The 16,633-nt window shown below is 45.9% G+C and carries 17 protein-coding genes and 1 tRNA gene; 2 read left to right on the top strand and 16 right to left on the bottom strand.

What is annotated here, in order from left to right:
* Window positions 1–76: 76 nt before the first annotated feature.
* Window positions 77–1,188 (top strand): IS3 family transposase gene (locus BS19_RS16590; protein ID WP_342665236.1). Its coding sequence is split into 2 segments (ribosomal slippage): window positions 77–329 and window positions 329–1,188, totalling 1,113 coding nucleotides; the frame shifts between segments, so codons are not numbered across the junction.
* A gap of 133 nt (window positions 1,189–1,321) precedes the next feature.
* Here the strand turns inward: BS19_RS16590 and BS19_RS16595 are convergent.
* From BS19_RS16595 to BS19_RS16605, 3 genes are all read right to left on the bottom strand, one after another.
* Window positions 1,322–1,409: transfer RNA gene (locus BS19_RS16595), tRNA-Ser, on the bottom strand.
* 145 nt (window positions 1,410–1,554) lie between these two features.
* Window positions 1,555–2,004: an L-alanine exporter AlaE gene (locus BS19_RS16600; protein WP_038176845.1), complete on the bottom strand. Its 450-nt coding sequence runs from the start codon at window positions 2,002–2,004 to the stop codon at window positions 1,555–1,557.
* A gap of 222 nt (window positions 2,005–2,226) precedes the next feature.
* Window positions 2,227–4,656 (bottom strand): hybrid sensor histidine kinase/response regulator, encoded by a 2,430-nt coding sequence (locus tag BS19_RS16605; protein WP_038176846.1) that lies wholly within the window; start codon window positions 4,654–4,656, stop codon window positions 2,227–2,229.
* Between the two features lie 129 nt (window positions 4,657–4,785).
* Here BS19_RS16605 and BS19_RS16610 point away from each other — a divergent pair, with 129 nt between their 5' ends.
* A complete protein-coding gene (locus tag BS19_RS16610) occupies window positions 4,786–5,355 on the top strand; it encodes a UPF0149 family protein (RefSeq protein ID WP_038176848.1) in 570 nt (189 codons plus the stop codon).
* A gap of 69 nt (window positions 5,356–5,424) precedes the next feature.
* Here the strand turns inward: BS19_RS16610 and BS19_RS16615 are convergent, their stop codons facing one another.
* The 13 genes from BS19_RS16615 to cydA form a co-directional block, all read right to left on the bottom strand.
* Entirely contained in the window at window positions 5,425–6,462 is a 1,038-nt protein-coding gene (locus tag BS19_RS16615; RefSeq protein WP_038176849.1) for a potassium channel family protein, read from the bottom strand.
* Between the two features lie 137 nt (window positions 6,463–6,599).
* Entirely contained in the window at window positions 6,600–7,661 is a 1,062-nt protein-coding gene (nadA, locus tag BS19_RS16620; protein ID WP_038176851.1) for a quinolinate synthase NadA, read from the bottom strand.
* A 129-nt stretch (window positions 7,662–7,790) separates the two neighbouring features.
* Entirely contained in the window at window positions 7,791–8,558 is a 768-nt protein-coding gene (gene ybgF, locus BS19_RS16625; RefSeq protein ID WP_038176854.1) for a tol-pal system protein YbgF, read from the bottom strand.
* Window positions 8,559–8,573: 15 nt separating this feature from the next.
* Window positions 8,574–9,101: a peptidoglycan-associated lipoprotein Pal gene (gene pal, locus BS19_RS16630; RefSeq protein ID WP_038176855.1), complete on the bottom strand. Its 528-nt coding sequence runs from the start codon at window positions 9,099–9,101 to the stop codon at window positions 8,574–8,576.
* 34 nt (window positions 9,102–9,135) lie between these two features.
* Window positions 9,136–10,488 (bottom strand): Tol-Pal system beta propeller repeat protein TolB, encoded by a 1,353-nt coding sequence (gene tolB, locus BS19_RS16635; protein WP_038176857.1) that lies wholly within the window; start codon window positions 10,486–10,488, stop codon window positions 9,136–9,138.
* 13 nt (window positions 10,489–10,501) lie between these two features.
* The gene (gene tolA, locus BS19_RS16640) at window positions 10,502–11,572 is read right to left on the bottom strand and encodes a cell envelope integrity protein TolA (protein WP_038176858.1); all 1,071 of its coding nucleotides are present in this window, start codon (window positions 11,570–11,572) and stop codon (window positions 10,502–10,504) included.
* A 12-nt stretch (window positions 11,573–11,584) separates the two neighbouring features.
* Entirely contained in the window at window positions 11,585–12,028 is a 444-nt protein-coding gene (locus BS19_RS16645; protein WP_038176860.1) for an ExbD/TolR family protein, read from the bottom strand.
* A 5-nt stretch (window positions 12,029–12,033) separates the two neighbouring features.
* Window positions 12,034–12,732 carry a protein TolQ gene (tolQ, locus tag BS19_RS16650; protein WP_038176861.1) on the bottom strand — a complete coding sequence of 233 codons (699 nt, stop codon included), beginning with the start codon at window positions 12,730–12,732 and terminating at the stop codon, window positions 12,034–12,036.
* On the bottom strand, window positions 12,722–13,141 hold the full coding sequence (gene ybgC, locus BS19_RS16655; RefSeq protein WP_038177244.1) for a tol-pal system-associated acyl-CoA thioesterase: 420 nt from the start codon (window positions 13,139–13,141) through the stop codon (window positions 12,722–12,724). The genes tolQ and ybgC overlap by 11 nt, the downstream gene beginning before the upstream one ends.
* 172 nt (window positions 13,142–13,313) lie before the next feature.
* Window positions 13,314–13,622: a cyd operon protein YbgE gene (gene ybgE, locus BS19_RS16660; protein WP_038176862.1), complete on the bottom strand. Its 309-nt coding sequence runs from the start codon at window positions 13,620–13,622 to the stop codon at window positions 13,314–13,316.
* Window positions 13,615–13,722 carry a cytochrome bd-I oxidase subunit CydX gene (cydX, locus tag BS19_RS20050; RefSeq protein ID WP_000270284.1) on the bottom strand — a complete coding sequence of 36 codons (108 nt, stop codon included), beginning with the start codon at window positions 13,720–13,722 and terminating at the stop codon, window positions 13,615–13,617. The genes ybgE and cydX overlap by 8 nt, the downstream gene beginning before the upstream one ends.
* A gap of 12 nt (window positions 13,723–13,734) precedes the next feature.
* Window positions 13,735–14,871 carry a cytochrome d ubiquinol oxidase subunit II gene (cydB, locus tag BS19_RS16670; protein WP_038176863.1) on the bottom strand — a complete coding sequence of 379 codons (1,137 nt, stop codon included), beginning with the start codon at window positions 14,869–14,871 and terminating at the stop codon, window positions 13,735–13,737.
* Between the two features lie 14 nt (window positions 14,872–14,885).
* Window positions 14,886–16,478, bottom strand: a complete 1,593-nt coding sequence (cydA, locus tag BS19_RS16675; RefSeq protein WP_038176865.1) for a cytochrome ubiquinol oxidase subunit I — start codon at window positions 16,476–16,478, stop codon at window positions 14,886–14,888.
* Window positions 16,479–16,633 lie beyond the last annotated feature (155 nt).

The following is a 16,633-nucleotide window of genomic DNA, read 5'->3' on the forward strand; positions in this document are numbered from 1 at the left end:
TGTAACCCTCCCCAAAAAACTGGTCATTAGCTATTAGAGTTTTTCCGTTTACACTGAAACAAACGGAGAACGCATGATGAAAAAATCACGCTACACAGAAACGCAAATCGTAAAGATCCTGAAGGAAGTCGAAGCAGGACGAAAGGTTAACGAAGTCTGTCGTGAATATGGCATCTCTGATGCGACATACTACAACTGGAAGTCCAAGTATGGTGGTATGGAAGCGTCAGATGTTAAACGGCTCAAAGAGCTCGAGGATGAGAATCGGAGGCTCAAGCAAATGTTTGCAGACCTCAGCCTCGAGCACCGTATCGTTAAAGATATCCTGGAAAAAAAGCTGTAAGGCCAGCGGTTAAACGCGAGCTCGTCGATTACGCTCGCAAACACTATCAGGTCAGTTTGCGAATGGCCTGCCGCGTAGTTGGCATTAGCGACTCAGTCTATCGCTACCGACCAGAGCCTCATCGAGATGATGAGGTTATCGCTAAATTGCAAGAGGCAGTAGAGCGGTACCCTGCATACGGTTTTAGCAAATTATTTAAAGTACTTAGGCGCTGGGGACACCGATGGAATCATAAACGAGTCCATCGAGTGTACTGTTCGCTCAAGCTAAACCTACGGCGCAAGGGCAAAAAGCGCCTACCTAAACGAAATCCAGCGCCACTGATATGCCCAGAGTCGATCAACAGTTGCTGGTCTATCGATTTCATGAGTGACGCATTGCTCTGCGGCAGACGCTTTCGTACGTTCAATGTCGTGGACGATTTCAACCGTGAGGTGCTAGCGATTGAAGTAGATCTCAATCTGCCTGCACCACGCATTATAAGGGTGCTAGAACGCATTATTGCCTGGCGAGGGTACCCCAGTAAGCTGCGCATGGATAATGGCCCTGAATTTATCTCGACCACTCTGGCTGAATGGGCTGAAGAAAACGCAGTTGAACTGGAATTTATTCGCCCAGGCAAACCAACGGAGAACTCCTATATAGAGCGATTTAACCGAACTTATCGGACAGAAATACTCAACATGTACGTGTTCAAAACCTTGAGCGAAGTCCGAGACCTGACAGAAAAATGGATGAAGGAATACAACGATGAACGCCCTCATGATTCACTCGATGATCTGACTCCTTGGGAGTATTTAGCAAGGCATGAAAGTAGGAAAAACTCTAATTTAGAGTGCCACTAAAACAGGGAGGGTTACAATTGGCTTTTCGATAGAGTGGTGCTTGCATCGTGTGTACTCTTTTGTGTACTTCACAAGATGCATTGCTTTAGTGCAGATATGAAAAAAGGCCTGATAAATCAGACCTCTTAGAATGTGGCGGTGAGTGAGAGATTCGAACTCTCGATACGTTGCCGTATACACACTTTCCAGGCGTGCTCCTTCAGCCACTCGGACAACTCACCGAATCAAATTGTGGTTGGTATTGCTAACCAACGAGGCGCTAATTTAATGATTCTACTCAATTAGGTCAAGCCAAATAGTGAAAAAAAGACGGCTTAAAGCACTGTTTGGTTACTAACTAACTCATTTGATCGCCAATGCATCAAATTAAGCTTGTTGATAGTAGCCAGGGACACGAAACCATTTACGGCAGATGTCGAGAAAGTAGCCGTACAACACGCCCATCGCACATGATACAACCGCATTTGAGCTGACGGCGGTGATAATTTGCTCGGGTGCTGCGCCAACCGCAAATAAAATCGCAGCGTACACCGGAGACTGGAACAAAACGTACGCGACTAAGTCTGAAACATTCTTCATCTTACTGGTTGCCGATATACGCGAGCCTTGCTTAAGTACAAAATCACGAAACAGGCCATATGGCCAAGCAATGGCAATGTTAACCGGAATCGAGAGCATTCTCGAGGCAAGCGACTGTTCAAATGACATACCAGAAACAAAGACTTCAATCAGCATTCCAGATATAAAGCAAAACACCACCATTGCAAAGGTATCCGCTGCTGCATTGCGAATACAAAAAGGCCCACGCGACTTCATCTTCACCTCAAAATATAAAACCAATCAAAAGACAGTTAAAAGAACCATTAACTAGACAACAAGCAACAGTGTAGTTAATGGCGCTATTAAAACATCAAATATGTAGTTTTAGATTTCAAATTAAATTATAAGGTGTGGATAAATGACCAAATTCTGTAATTAAGTTAGATTAAAGCACTGGTTTTGATGGAAACGTTCAAATAACAACCAAAAACAAGAAAGTTAGTAACAATAATCTTTAACCAAGACCGTCAATACATCCAATTCAGTTGCGCTTGGCATTTTACCTTGCTGCAAACTAACGTTGATGTCTTGAAGGCATTTTTGTAATTGTGGCGTAGAAATAGACTCAAGTGCCTGAGTAATGATCTCGTAGCGATTGATAGCATAAGGCAGATCTTGGTTCTCAATCGCCATATAGAACAGCGCTAACGCTTCTTCAAAGTCTATCCCACGGCCTTGCGCTGCAACTAACGAATGTTGGCGATATTGATAGAGTTTGTCTGAATAGGTCATTAACGCATCATCAAGCTCTATCTCATCGATGGGCTTCGAGATAATGAAATCGACACCAACGCCCATCATCCGCTCTCGCGTCTCTTTAAAGACATCAGCGGTACAACCAAAGATCAATACATTCGCTTTAGCACTATTGAGGCTGCGAATTGCAGCGGTGGCATCAACACCATCCATGACTGGCATATGGTTGTCCATCAGTACTAAGTCGTAGTTATCGTTGACGATAGCATGAACACTGAGCTCTCCATTTTCTACCGTGTCACAAGAGAAACCTTTATTGGTCATGAAAGTGGTTAAGATAATGGCGTTGGTGCGGTTATCTTCCACAATCAATGCCCTGAGGCCGTGGTAATCTAGTTTCTTGTTTTCGGTATAATCTGTATACGCAGGTTCGCAGTGCTGTACTTTTAAACGTACTTCAAAGCTCGACCCAATCCCTAATTCGCTGGTAAGTTGAATGTCACCTTCCATTAAATCGCACAGCTGTTTCACGATCGCTAAGCCAAGCCCTGTTCCACCATATCGCCTTGTTGTAGAAGACTCGGCTTGCTCAAATGGCTTAAAGACTTTTTGCTGCGCTTCTTTCGCAATACCGATCCCCGTATCACGTACACGGATAAGTAAGTAGTCACTACCCTGACGCTGCTCTTCTTTGAAATACACCTCAACATAGCCACGAGAAGTGAACTTGACGGCGTTATTGAGTAGATTAAACAATACTTGGCGCACGCGAGCTTTGTCGCACATATACCAACGATCACTTGCGACCTCTGAGTAAACTTTGAACTGTAAGCCTTTCTCAGAACAAAGGGTGTAGTAAACACTGTTGATACTGCCAATAATGGCTTCAAGCGGGAACGGGGCGCGCTCCAGCTCTAGATGGCCTTGCTCTACTTTAGAAAAATCGAGAATTTCATTGAGTAAGGTCATCATGTGCTCACCAGACTCGTACAGCGTCTTAAGGTGTTTGCGCTGCTCGTCAGTCAGGTCTGTTTTTAATAAGATTTGCGCCGTCCCCAATACCCCATTCATTGGAGTACGGATCTCGTGTGATAAGGTCGCTAAAAAGGCACTCTTGGCTTTAGTCGACGCCTGCGCTTTGACTTTTTCGCGCTCTAAATAGATGGTTTTGTGATTGAAGGTATCGATTAAATACTTAATTTCATCTTGGCTATCATAGTGAGTCTCAATGATGCCCCCTTCCTTTGAAGCGTCTACACTACGCGCGATGGCTATGATCGGGGAAATCAAAAAACGATCGATAAGAAAGTAACCAAACATCACACACACGAGCATTATCGGTACAATGCCCGCTTCTACTTTCGACACCACATCATAAACTTGATCAGCAACTAACTGGCTAGCATTAACCACTTCAACGCTCCAACCAAGCCCACCAAACTGGTTACGGCCGATATAGATATTCTGTGTGAGCTCAAAATTGAATTCTGTAATCGTCTCGCCATAGCCATCACGTAAAAGCACCCCCAGGCCATATTCTTCTGCATGCACTCGGACGAAATCAACAAGAGTCTCAAGAGAGATGTCCACCGTCGCTACCCCAGCGAATCGACCGTCAACGTAATAAGGAGAAGAAGCGGTTATCATCTGGACATGGATAAACGGGTCGATATAAACGGGCGACCATGACACCGTTCCTTGCGGCTTATCAACCACCGACAAATACCACGACTCGTTCTCGTACCCGCCTAGTGCCGGGTTGTTCCATGAGTGTATTTGATCAATAAGCCCGTCACTGGCACGAGAAAAAAACAGACTGGTATAAGCTTTATCGGTTGAGATTGAGTGGGGAACCGGCCATATACCGCCACTCACCGTGACACCATCAATGACGGTAAACAGCTGACTAAGCTGCTCGGTTTGATGTTGTGGAGAGTCAGCGTTACTGCCAATACTGACGATGGCCTTTAAGATACCTAAAGAGACATTCACCGGTTGTTTGATTTGTTCTGATATTAGCTCAGTACGCAGATCGAGGTTTTGCTTGAGCTGATCACGCGTTGGAGGTTCAACCACAAGGTAGCTGATCGTCCCTATAAGGGCGATCACAAGCGCAAGGTAGATAGCTAGCGCAACAATACTTTTCCTTTTGAGCGATGAACGTATATCCATAAATCTTTGAATTTTGTGTATTTATAAGAAATTATAGCGAATATATCACCACAGCAACCTTTTTATCTCACTGTTTGACTGTGATACCATCACGTCATTACTATTCTAGCTCGATATAGGATGTCTGTTTTGACACTACAACAACTACTTGCCCTGCCTGAACTTGAGGGAAGATTAATCAATGAAGCCAAGACCCAAGGCTTTGTCACGGCCATGGCAGCGGCGCCAAACATACTCCCTCCTAACGAGTGGCTACCTTTTTTGTGGGGTGGCGAGGAAGTCGCACCATTTAGTGACGGTGAGCAGTTAGAGTCTTATATCGAACATATTATTGCGATGTGGAACGACTATCGCCCGGCATTACTTGAAAACCGTTGGCAATGGCCACAAGGTTGTGCATTAGATGATGAAGAGATCGTCACTGAATCTACCCGCGAGTTTTGCGAAGGCGTATTGCAAGGGTGGCAACTTACTCGTGATGATTGGGAAACCGTAATGCCAGAAGAGAGCGAAGATAATGCCCTACTCGGCGGCGTGCTACTGTCATTGAGTATGCTTTATGATCCAGAAACCTCGATTGCGACATTGGCAGAACAAGGTATTCAAGGACTAGAGCAGTTTGAAGAGATTTTCAACGCAATGCCAACCATGCTTAGCGGTCTAACAATGCGCGCTAGTATGCTTGCAGAACAAGCATAAATCAGACTGGTAACAATCAAAAACGCAGCAAGAACGCTGCGTTTTTTTGTTTTTATCGCGCTGGTATCATCACGTTGTAATCGAGCGCCAGTTTAAGTGCTCGATACGTTCATCAGCAATATAGAACACCTTAGCGCCTGGGGTTATTTCTCTATCCAGATCTGGATTTAACTCGATGCCTTGACCAACATCGAGAGCAATCAAGGTGGCTTGGTAATGACGCTTCATAAAATCGAACGCCACATCGACCGAAATAGCCTCAAGATCTTGAGGATAGATAGTTGAGTACTGCGTCATGCCACGTGTCGATGCCAATAGCTCTTGATGGAGAGCGCTTGAACCTGGGTCTACCGCGGCTTTGGCGAGCATTTCAGCACCTACCGCCGGGATGCACTCCGCATTTGGGCAGTGTTGGCTGAGTAAATGGCTTAGCGCTTCATCTTTAAAATAAGCAAGTAGATGAGCAGTAGGATTAATATTGGTGCAATAGAGCGCGGCTGACAGGGTAATATCGTCTTCCATGTTATCGACGACAATACAGCTGGCCTTATCGATGGCTGCTTTTTCCATCTCTTGTTTATCGGTATAACTGTTAACTTTTACAAAGCCAATTTCACCTGGCAGCGGGTTTTCGATATCGGAACGGCTGCATAATACAATCGGTCGCTTACCTGCTTCTTCGTGTTGCAGCATACGAATTAAGTGCATGGTACGTTGACCATTCCAACCCAGTAATAAGATATGATTTTCCACACCAACTCTCCGTTTTCCTAATATACCCGCACGCCAGTACTCAACCGCCCCTGAGGCTAAACGGCCAATCAACGCCGCAAATAGTGATAATCCTCCGGGGATGACAAATAAGATCACCACCCACTTTCCTAAAGGTGTCACAGGTGAATGATCGCCATAACCGACCGTGCTTGCCGTCACCATTAAGAAATAAATGAATGTCGACACCTCTTCTGTTAGCGCCTGTTCACCGCTCAGGCGCAACAGCAGCCAAGACAACGCAATATACGTAAACAGTAAGATAAAAAGATTACGATTGCTTAAGCTAAACAGATGGGAGTGGAGCCACTTTCTTACTACGATCCAAACTGTCATAACGCTCCTTATTACCTTATTTCACTCTAAGTCATTGAATAAATTCAACATAGCTTAGAAACAAGAAATGATATCATAGCGAAGATGTTACAAAGCCAGCTCACAGGCTGGCTTTCATCGCTGTCAACACATGCGGTTTATGCGTTGCCTTTGACTTGCATGTTCAGCTGCTCAGCAAAGTCGAGCATACGATTAAGAGGAATCAATGATTTAACGCGTAGCGCTTCATCAACAAAGATTTCATGATCCTCACCGCCATCACGTAACGCAGTTTCAATCGCTTTTAATCCGTTCATCGCCATCCAAGGGCAATGTGCACAGCTGCGACACGTTGCTCCAGCACCTGCTGTTGGCGCTTCAATCAACTCTTTTTCTGGCACCAATTGCTGCATCTTAAAGAAGATACCTTTGTCGGTGGCAACGATCATTTTTTGCTGAGGTAGAGCTTTCGCCGCTTTGATCAATTGGCTAGTAGAGCCGACCGCATCGGCCAATTCGACTACGCTCGCTGGTGATTCAGGGTGAACAAGAATAGCCGCATCTGGGTAGACACTTTTCATCTTACGCAATGCATCAGCTGAAAATTCATCGTGTACCACACACTCGCCTTGCCACAGCAACATATCTGCACCCGTTTTATTGGCAATATATGAACCTAAGTGACGATCTGGCCCCCAAATAATCGGCTTATCTTCAGCATCAAGGTGTTCCACTATTTCCAATGCAATGCTTGAGGTCACCACCCAATCGGCGCGCGCTTTCACGGCCGCCGAGGTGTTGGCGTAAACCACAACCGTATGATCAGGATGGGCATCACAAAACTGTGAAAACTTGTCGGCTGGACAGCCCAAATCAAGAGAACACTCGGCTTCAAGCGTCGGCATTAAGATACGCTTTTCAGGCGTCAGAATTTTTGCTGATTCGCCCATAAAACGCACACCCGCGATGATCAGCGTACTGGCCGGATGACGATTGCCAAATTTGGCCATCTCTAGCGAGTCACCCACAAAGCCGCCAGTCTCTTCAGCTAGTGCTTGGATCTCTGGGTCGGTGTAGTAATGGGCAATCAAAACCGCGTCTTTTTCTATCAGCAGCGCTTTGATGTTGTCAATATGCGCTTGCTGCTGCTCTTTGGTAAGCGGTGCAGGTTTTGCTGGAAATGGGTAAACGGTCTCTATTTTGTCTAATATGTGGCTCATTGCTCTTGCTCTACGCAACTTCCTATAATCCGGCTATTGTAACCTTAACGTTGGCGTAGATGCCAGTTTCGCTCAATAGCAGAATAAAAAAAGGAGCGACTGGCGCTCCTTTTATACTGTTGGATAAGACTACAAATGCTCTTGCGCCAATTTAGCCGAGGCACTATTTGGATACTCTGCAACAACTTGCTGATAGTACTTAGTCGCTTGCTGTTGGTTATTATTGCGCTGGGCGAGATCACCCAACTTAACCAACGCATCGGCACGCTTATTAGACTCTTTGTACGCCACTACCGCGGCAAAACTCTTCGCGGCTTCTGTATCTTGCTTTTTGGCAAAATAAAGTTGGCCTAACCAATAATGTGAGTTAGGAGTAAAGCTGGATTCCGGATAATCGTTTTGGAACTGCTTGAAAGCAGTAATCGCACCGGTGTAATCACGCTTTTTCAGAATTAGGTCGACCGCATTTTGATACGCGGTTTGTTCGTCAACGTCAGAGCTGAAAGTCCCCGCCTTTTCTGGTTGACTATCACTCACCTGCGGAGTTTCTGCAGGGCTTGCGACTTGCGAGCGCAGTTTATCTAATTCGATAAACAGTTCACGTTGACGCTGCAACATTTGTTGCATGTCGTAAGTGCTTTTTTCTAGCTGACCACGAAGGTTGCTGATTTCGAGTGACATATCATCAAGCTGCTGCTGCATTTGCAACTGAACTCGATTACGATTTTCCAATAGGCGCTCTAAGCGCTGGACATCGGTTTCATTAGAAACTGAAGACGTGGTGTTGACAGTGTTGCTGCCGCTTAGATCGGATACTGGAGCTGGTGCAGCGAACGCATGGCTCGCTGCACTTGCCAGTAACGTAAGCGTAACAACGCGCTTAAGGTTACTGAACATCAGGTATTTCCTTTATTAGTACACTAGAACTGCGCGGCGGTTCTTAGCGTATACATCTTCTGATTGACCTAGAAGAAGTGGTTTCTCTTCACCGTAGCTTACGATAGAGATTTGGTCAGCTTGAACACCTAAAGCTTGTAGGTACTTAGATACCGCGCTTGCACGACGTTCGCCTAGTGCGATGTTGTACTCTGGAGTACCACGCTCATCAGCATGACCTTCAACCGTCACGTTTAGTGCAGGGTTCTTGCTTAGGTATGCTGCGTGTGCTGCTAGCATCTCTTCGTAGTCGCCAGCAATCGTCGCGTTGTCAAAAGCAAAGTAGATGGTTTGAGTTTCGCGTAGCGCTTGCTCTTTTAGTTCTTGCTCTGACAGTTGACCGTTTGCATCAAGTGGAGAGACAGCGGTGTTATCAACAGTTTGAGTTTGATTAGTCTGAGTAGAACCAGATGCATTTGCCGCGTCATCGCTTGAGCTACATGCAGTAACTGCAAGTACTGGTAGCGCAATTAGAAGCCCTTTAAGAACTTTGTTAAGTTGCATTATTATCGTTTCCTTTGTTATTGATACTTACTTGCTACAAAAACGGTGACCATGCAGGTGCACGAACTCGACCATTTGTTGCCGGTAATCTTGCTTTAAAGCGTCCATCAATAGAGACCATTGATAGTACATTTTTCTGGTTGTAGATCGAGCTATAAATGACCATCCCACCGTTTGGCGAAATACTCGGAGACTCATCTAACAATGTTTTGGTTAATATTTCCATCGCCCCAGTTTCCAAATCAAGCTTGGCGAGATTAAAGCCCGCGTTGCTTCGATTAACCATCACTAAGAAGCGACCGTCTGGGGTAATTTGACCACCTAAGTTTTGGCTACCCTGCCAAGTTAAGCGGTTGGCTGAACCATTTGCCAAATCTACTTGATAAATTTGAGGTTTTCCACCCCGATCGGAGGTAAAGATAAGAGATTTACCATCTGGATGCCAATACGGTTCCGTATTATTAGATCGACCACGAGTTATTTGAGTCAGTTTTCTTGTGGTTAGGTCAAGTGTATACACTTGTAAGCTGCCCGTTTTAGACAATACTAGAGCAAGCTGACTGCCATCAGGTGAGAATCTTGGCGCACCATTATGACGCGGGTATGACGTCACTTTCTCACGTTCACCGGTGTAGATGTTCATGATGAAAATCTCAGCTTGACCGTTTTGGAAACTAACATAAGCCAGCTTCTGACCATCTGGAGACCAAGCCGGAGACATCAAGGGTTGCTTCGAACGTAACACTAAACGCTCGTTGTAGCCATCATAATCCGCCACGCGCAGTTGATAAGGAAAACTGTCACTATCGTTAACAACCACATAAGCAATGCGCGTTAAGAAGGCGCCCTTTTCACCCGTTAAAGCTTCATACACCAAATCAGAAATGCGGTGTGCATACTCACGCATGCGCTTACCGGGCACAGTGGCACGTTTATTAAATAACACATGATCTTTTGACAGTACTAACTGGCCATCATTGCTTAACGCTTTGCTCTGACCTTGCGTTAACTGACCACGCACCACGTCAACCAATTGATAATTGATCACGTAATTGCCTTCAGCATCTTGTGTAATCGAGCCTGTGACTAACGCATCAACCCCAAGTCCGGTCCAAGCATTGAAGTCGACTTCGGCTTCGCTGTACGGTGTTTGTGGCATCTTACTCGTCGCAACCGGGCTAAACTTACCGCTGCGCTGTAAATCGGAGGCAATTACAGACGAAACGTCTTGAGGCAATTTACCCGGGCCATCCCATTTAAATGGCACAATAGCGATGGGACGCGCCGAGACGATACCATCAGTAATGACCAACTCTAACGCGGCATTTGCCGTTTGAACTACGCTCAACAACGTGAGCACACATCCTATTACTAGTCGCTTTAACACAAGCTATTCCTTATCACTCAGGTACTACGGTTAAATTGATATTCTTAACTTTGTTGACGATATCCGGGTCTTTCGGCAATGGAAAACTGCTTACACGAGCCACGGCTCGTTTGGTTGCCGCACATAAACGACTGTCGCCCTCTAAAACCGAGAGATTGCCCAAAATCGCATCTGCTCCAGTTGGGATCAGACGTAAATTAACTCGGCAGGACTTTCCCCGAAAGCTGTCCTCCAACAATAAGTTTTGTTTGATCAGCTGGGTATAAATCGCACCATAACGTTGTGCTTCATTGGCAACAAACTTAGAGCGCGCTGAGGTATTCAACTCAACTTCCGATTCAAGGCCAGCAAAAATATCATTCAGTGCGGCTTCTTGCTCTTTACGCTCTCGCTCAATACGCTCTAACCGTTGCTTTTCTTTACGAGCTTTTTCCGCCGCTTCTTTAGCGGCCTTCTCTTTCGCTATCCGTTCTTGTTCCGCTTTGGCGGCGGCTTCACGTTCGCGACGGGCTTTTTCTTCAGCCTCTTTCGCAGCCTTTTCGCGTGCCACTCGCTCTTGCTCTGCCTTAGCGATGGCGGCCTCTTTGGCTAAACGTTCTTGTTCAGCCTTTTTGACTGCTTGCTCTTTCGCTTTACGTTCTTGCTCTAGCTTAACCGCGCGCTGTTTTTCTTCTTGAGCACGTTTTTCTTCGGCTTGGCGCTCTTTTTCTTTTTCTGCGCGACGCTTTTCTGCCTCACGAGCCGCTTTAGCTTCTTTAACTTGCTGCTCTTTGAGCTTACGAATACGCTCTTCTTCTATCTTGCGATTTTTTTCGAGCTGTTCGCTTTCACGACGCAGTTTATCAAGGCGATCTTGCTCTTTTTTCGCCGCCGCTTCACGCTGACTACGAATTTGCTGCGCCTGTTGCTTAACCAGTGCCGGATCAATGACCACCGCCTGAACCATTCTGCCGCTCGGCTCTGGCTTAGACATGGTAAAGTCAGTGCCCCAGATAAGGGCGATAATCAATAACGCATGCAAAGCGACCGAGATTAAAATCGGCTTTTTGTAGTCGCTACTTTTTTTAATTTGCTTCTCTTTCATGAATCGCGAACGTTATTCCTTTATGTCCGTCAGCAACCCGACTTTCGGGATACCAGCGCGACTCAATTCGTCTAAAACCAAAACCACATCAGCGTATGGAGTGGCTGCATCTCCACCCACCGCAACCGGTGAATTGGGTTTAAGTGATAACTCAGCTTTGACACGAACAATCACATCTTGCAATGAAATACCGCGCGTGACTTCTTCATCATTGACGCTGAGTCCCAAATTACCCTCTTTATCGATTTCAACAATGATAAAGCTAGCATCACTGTCACCAGCAAGATCGGAAGCTGGTTTGGCCGTGGCGGTTTTTGGCAATTCAACATCTACCCCTTGGGTAACAAAGGGAGAGGTGACCATGAAAATGATCAGCAGCACCAACATAACGTCGATGTAAGGAACCACATTGATCTCAGCCGTCAGTTTTCGCTTTTTCGTTTGGTAACCAGCCATTACCATTAATCCTTATGCACTGTGTCTCGTCCAGCCATGGCTTGACGGTGCAAAATACTGTGGAACTCTTCAGAAAACGTCGCATAGTTGTGCTCAAGCTTACCCACTTGATTGCTAAGGCGGTTATAGGCCATAACAGCAGGAATCGCGGCAAATAAGCCCATCGCGGTTGCAACCAAGGCTTCAGCGATACCCGGAGCCACCATGGCTAATGTCGCTTGCTTGACTTCACCTAAGGCGATAAACGCATGCATGATGCCCCATACCGTACCAAACAAGCCGATATAAGGACTGATCGAACCGACTGTTGCCAAGAAAGGCAAATGGCTTTCTAACTCGTCCACTTCACGCGCGACCGCAACACGCATGGTGCGCCCAGTGCCTTCCATAATGTAATCTGGTGAACCGGAATTGGATTTACGTAAACGCGCAAATTCGGTAAAACCTGAATAAAAGATCTCTTCAGTGCCCGTTAATTCATCTTTGCGTTTTTTAGCATTTTGATAAAGGATCGACAGGTCAGTCCCCGACCAAAACTGGTCTTCGAATTTTTCGGTATCTTTCGCGGCTTGTGACAATACTTTGCTGCGTTTGATGATCATCGCCCAAGAAAGGATCGACATACCTAAAAGAATCAGCATTACCATTTTTACAAGCAGACTGGCCTGCAAAAACAGATCGAGCATCGAGATATCAGCGGTCACTGTAAGTTAACTCCATCACTATTGATTTAGGCATCGCTTTCGGCCTCATTTTTTTATTATCGATACATGCTACCTTAACCATTGCTTTACACAATGTCTTGCCATCATGATTAACGATCTCCTGACAGAAGACCAATGAGGCTTTTTTCAGGTCAGCAATTTTGGTCGTCACTGTCAGGTGGTCATCAAGACGTGCGCCTTGTAAGAAATCGATGTCCATGTGTCGGACTACAAAACCTAAGTTTTGTTCCAACAGTACCTGTTGCGACACACCAATTGTGCGAAGCAGTTCTGTTCTTGCCCGCTCAAAGAATTTGAGATAGTTCGAATGATACACAACGCCACCGGCGTCAGTATCTTCGTAATACACCGTCACCGGCCATTCAAAAATCGCAGCTTGCTGTTGCACCTTACTATCCACCAGTGAATTATCCACCAATTACTTTTCTAGCTAGATACTATAACGCAACTCGTCACCCACAATGCAAGGGTAAATCGATGAATTCAAAGCTTGAAACAAAAAAAAGCGCTCACTCTTCAATGAGTCGCGCTTTTTTTATACAACCGGTTTTACATTAAGCTCAAAACGAGGCTAAACGCAGTACCGTCAAATAAATTAAGATGGTCAAACTGCAATAAGGGCTGAACAACAACTGCCAGTACCAATTGCGTGGTTTAAAACCCAGTCCAAATACCATACTTGAGCACACTGCCCAAATTAGCATCGGTGAAATCAGGCCGTTAAAACCGCCAATCGATGCTGCATAGAGTTCTGGATTCCACATTACCATTGCGACATGGTAAAAACCAAGAACCAGAGATAAGGCTCTCAAAAGAGCCTTATCAACAGGGGCATGAAGTTTCGCCACCTGCTCAGAGAGATTACTCACTGTCTTTGTCCATCATTTCAGAGTGCTCTAACCAAAGAGCGTTGATGATGCCAAATGCACAAGCCAATAGTACACCTAGAATCCATGCAAAATACCACATAGTCAATGCTCCTTAGTAAGCTGAAACGTCGTTGTCTTCGATGTGCTTGTTATCTAGACGACCGAACATTTTGTAATAAGTCCAAGTCGTGTAGCCAAGAATCACAGGAACCATCACAGCAGCAACCGCCGTCATTAGGCCTAGCGTCAACTCGCTTGCTGTTGAGTCCCACATGGTTAAGCTGTGGCTAGGCACAAGGCTTGACGGCATGACAAACGGGAACATAGCAAAACCGGCGGTTAAAATCACACCAGCATTGGCCAAACTAGAGAATAGGAAGGCAAAGCCACCACGCTCTAGACGAGAAGCGACCACGGCAAGTAGCGGCATAAATACCCCTAAGATCGGTGCCGCCCACATCGCTGGGTAGGTTTCAAAGTTTGTCATCCAAGCACCCACTTGAGTCACCACTTCTTTGTTCAATGGGTTTGAATCGGCGAAGGTATCTAGGGTGCTGGTAAGGACATAACCTTCAATAGACTGAACCCAGAAGCCACCTAGTACAAACAGTGCAACGACAATCAGACCTGCAATCTGCGCGGTATTACGAGCACGGGCATGCAGCGCTTGAGTGGTTTTCATCTGTAACCAGGTTGAACCTTGAAGCACAAACAACATCAGGCTCAATACACCACATAGCAAAGCAAATGGATTAAGCAGAGCAAAGAAGGTGCCTTTGTATTGAGACATCAATAAGTCATTGAGTTCAAATGGGACACCTTGTAGCAGGTTACCAAAAGCGACACCGAAGATAACCGGAGGCACTGCACCACTGAAACAGATAGCGCCATCCCATACATTACGCCACTGTGGGTTTTCGATTTTTGAACGGTAGTCTAGGCCCAAAGGACGTAGCCAGAGCGCCGCAAGGGTAATATACATTGCCAGGTAAAAACCTGAAAATGACGTGGCATACACAAGTGGCCATGCTGCAAACAAAGCGCCACCAGCGGTAATTAACCAAACTTGGTTACCATCCCAGTGCGGTGCGATGGTGTTGATCATCACACGGCGCTCTGTGTCAGTTTTACCAATCACAGGCACAAGCGCGCCCACACCCATATCGAAACCATCAGTCACAGCGAAACCAACCAGTAGCACACCAATCAGTACCCACCAGATGAATCGCAAGATTTCATAATCAAACATTGTTCTCTCCTTGCCTATGCTTCTACTTGGCGGCTAACTTTGTCTTCAACAGTGTCGACATTCTGTTCGAAGTGGTAGCGTCCCGTTTTCAGGCTACTTGGTCCTTTACGCGCAAACTTCACCATGAGGTAAACTTCTGCAATCAAGAACACGGTATACAGCGCTAGAATGGCAAATAGTGACGTCCACAGCTCAGTGACAGTCAATGCAGAGGCTGCAACATGGGTTGGCAAGATTTCACCAACAGCCCAAGGTTGACGACCAAATTCTGCAACGAACCAACCGGCTTCAATCGCAATCCAAGGCAATGGAATGCTGAGTAGTGTCGCTTTAAGAATCCAACGTTTTTGTTCGATCTTTTGGCGACATGTTTGAATAAACGCGGCACCGAAAACAAACAGCATGATGAAACCACAAGCAACCATAATACGGAACGAGAAGAACAGTGGCCAAACGGTTGGAATTGAGTCATCCGCCGCGGCTTGGATTTGCTCTTCGGTCGCATCAACGACTTGTTCGGTGTAACGTTTTAGCAGCAGTCCGTAACCTAAGTCACCTTTTACTTCATCAAACGCGGCTTGGTTTTCTGCTGATTTGTCACCAGCACGCAGTTTTTCGAGCAGTTCGTAAGCGTACATACCAGTACGAATGCGCTCTACGTGTTCGTCACGCAGGTCACGAAGACCAGTGACTTGCTCGTCAAATGAACGCGTTGCAATAATGCCCATAACGTAAGGGATCTTGATCGCGTAATCTGTGTGCATCTCATCTTGGTTTGGAACACCAAACAGAGTGAAGGCCGCAGGTGCTGGCTCGGTGTGCCATTCTGCTTCTACTGCCGCAAGTTTGACTTTTTGAACTTCACCTAGCTCGTAACCAGACTCATCACCTAGCACGATAACCGACAAAATGGCGGCCATACCAAACGAGGCGGCAATGGCAAATGAACGACGAGCGAAAGCAACATCACGACCTTTAAGTAGGTAGTAAGAGCTGATACCAAGAATAAACATCGCGCCAGTGGTGTAACCGGAAGCCACTGTATGCACAAACTTAACCTGAGCAACTGGGTTAAGCACAACTTCGGCAAAGCTGACCATTTCCATACGCATGGTCTCAAAGTTGAATTCTGCCCCTACCGGGTTTTGCATCCAACCGTTGGCAACAAGAATCCAAAGTGCAGAGAAGTTAGAACCTAATGCCACTAACCAAGTGACAACTAAGTGTTGACGTTTTGATAAGCGATCCCAGCCAAAGAAGAATAAACCGACAAAAGTGGATTCTAAAAAGAATGCGACCAGTGCTTCAATCGCCAGTGGTGCACCAAAAATATCACCGACATAGTGTGAGTAATAGGACCAGTTAGTACCAAACTGGAATTCCATGGTAAGGCCCGTGGCCACACCTAGTGCGAAGTTAATACCAAAAAGCTTACCCCAGAACTTGGTCATGTCCTTGTAGATTTGCTTGTCCGTCATTACGTACAAAGATTCCATGATGGCAAGTAGGAATGCCATACCCAGAGTCAAAGGTACGAAGAGGAAGTGATACATCGCTGTCAGTGCAAATTGCAACCGCGACAGATCAACTACGTCTACGTCAATCATGTTTACTCCTATGTGTCGGCTGAAGACACTTTTCACATTAATGCATTGTTAGTCAGAGTTAATCAAACTCGAACACTGTTGCCAAACATCGGCTTCTTGTTGCAAAAATGTACTGTAATGGTTAGTTAATTGTTAAGCATCAGCTAATATAGCTG

It is taken from the genome of Vibrio pacinii DSM 19139 (genome assembly GCF_000711795.1).
Lineage (GTDB): Bacteria > Pseudomonadota > Gammaproteobacteria > Enterobacterales > Vibrionaceae > Vibrio > Vibrio pacinii.

What these genes read in the sequence shown, in the direction of transcription:
- BS19_RS16605 (WP_038176846.1), bottom strand. Translation starts at nt 4,656, where the DNA reads ATGGATATACGTTCATCGCTCAAAAGGAAAAGTATTGTTGCGCTAGCT.
- BS19_RS16615 (WP_038176849.1), bottom strand. Translation starts at nt 6,462, where the DNA reads ATGACAGTTTGGATCGTAGTAAGAAAGTGGCTCCACTCCCATCTGTTT.
- cydX (WP_000270284.1), bottom strand. Translation starts at nt 13,722, where the DNA reads ATGTGGTATTTTGCATGGATTCTAGGTGTACTATTGGCTTGTGCATTT.
- tolA (WP_038176858.1), bottom strand. Translation starts at nt 11,572, where the DNA reads ATGAAAGAGAAGCAAATTAAAAAAAGTAGCGACTACAAAAAGCCGATT.
- nadA (WP_038176851.1), bottom strand. Translation starts at nt 7,661, where the DNA reads ATGAGCCACATATTAGACAAAATAGAGACCGTTTACCCATTTCCAGCA.
- BS19_RS16645 (WP_038176860.1), bottom strand. Translation starts at nt 12,028, where the DNA reads ATGGCTGGTTACCAAACGAAAAAGCGAAAACTGACGGCTGAGATCAAT.
- cydB (WP_038176863.1), bottom strand. Translation starts at nt 14,871, where the DNA reads ATGTTTGATTATGAAATCTTGCGATTCATCTGGTGGGTACTGATTGGT.
- cydA (WP_038176865.1), bottom strand. Translation starts at nt 16,478, where the DNA reads ATGATTGACGTAGACGTAGTTGATCTGTCGCGGTTGCAATTTGCACTG.
- ybgF (WP_038176854.1), bottom strand. Translation starts at nt 8,558, where the DNA reads ATGTTCAGTAACCTTAAGCGCGTTGTTACGCTTACGTTACTGGCAAGT.
- pal (WP_038176855.1), bottom strand. Translation starts at nt 9,101, where the DNA reads ATGCAACTTAACAAAGTTCTTAAAGGGCTTCTAATTGCGCTACCAGTA.
- BS19_RS16600 (WP_038176845.1), bottom strand. Translation starts at nt 2,004, where the DNA reads ATGAAGTCGCGTGGGCCTTTTTGTATTCGCAATGCAGCAGCGGATACC.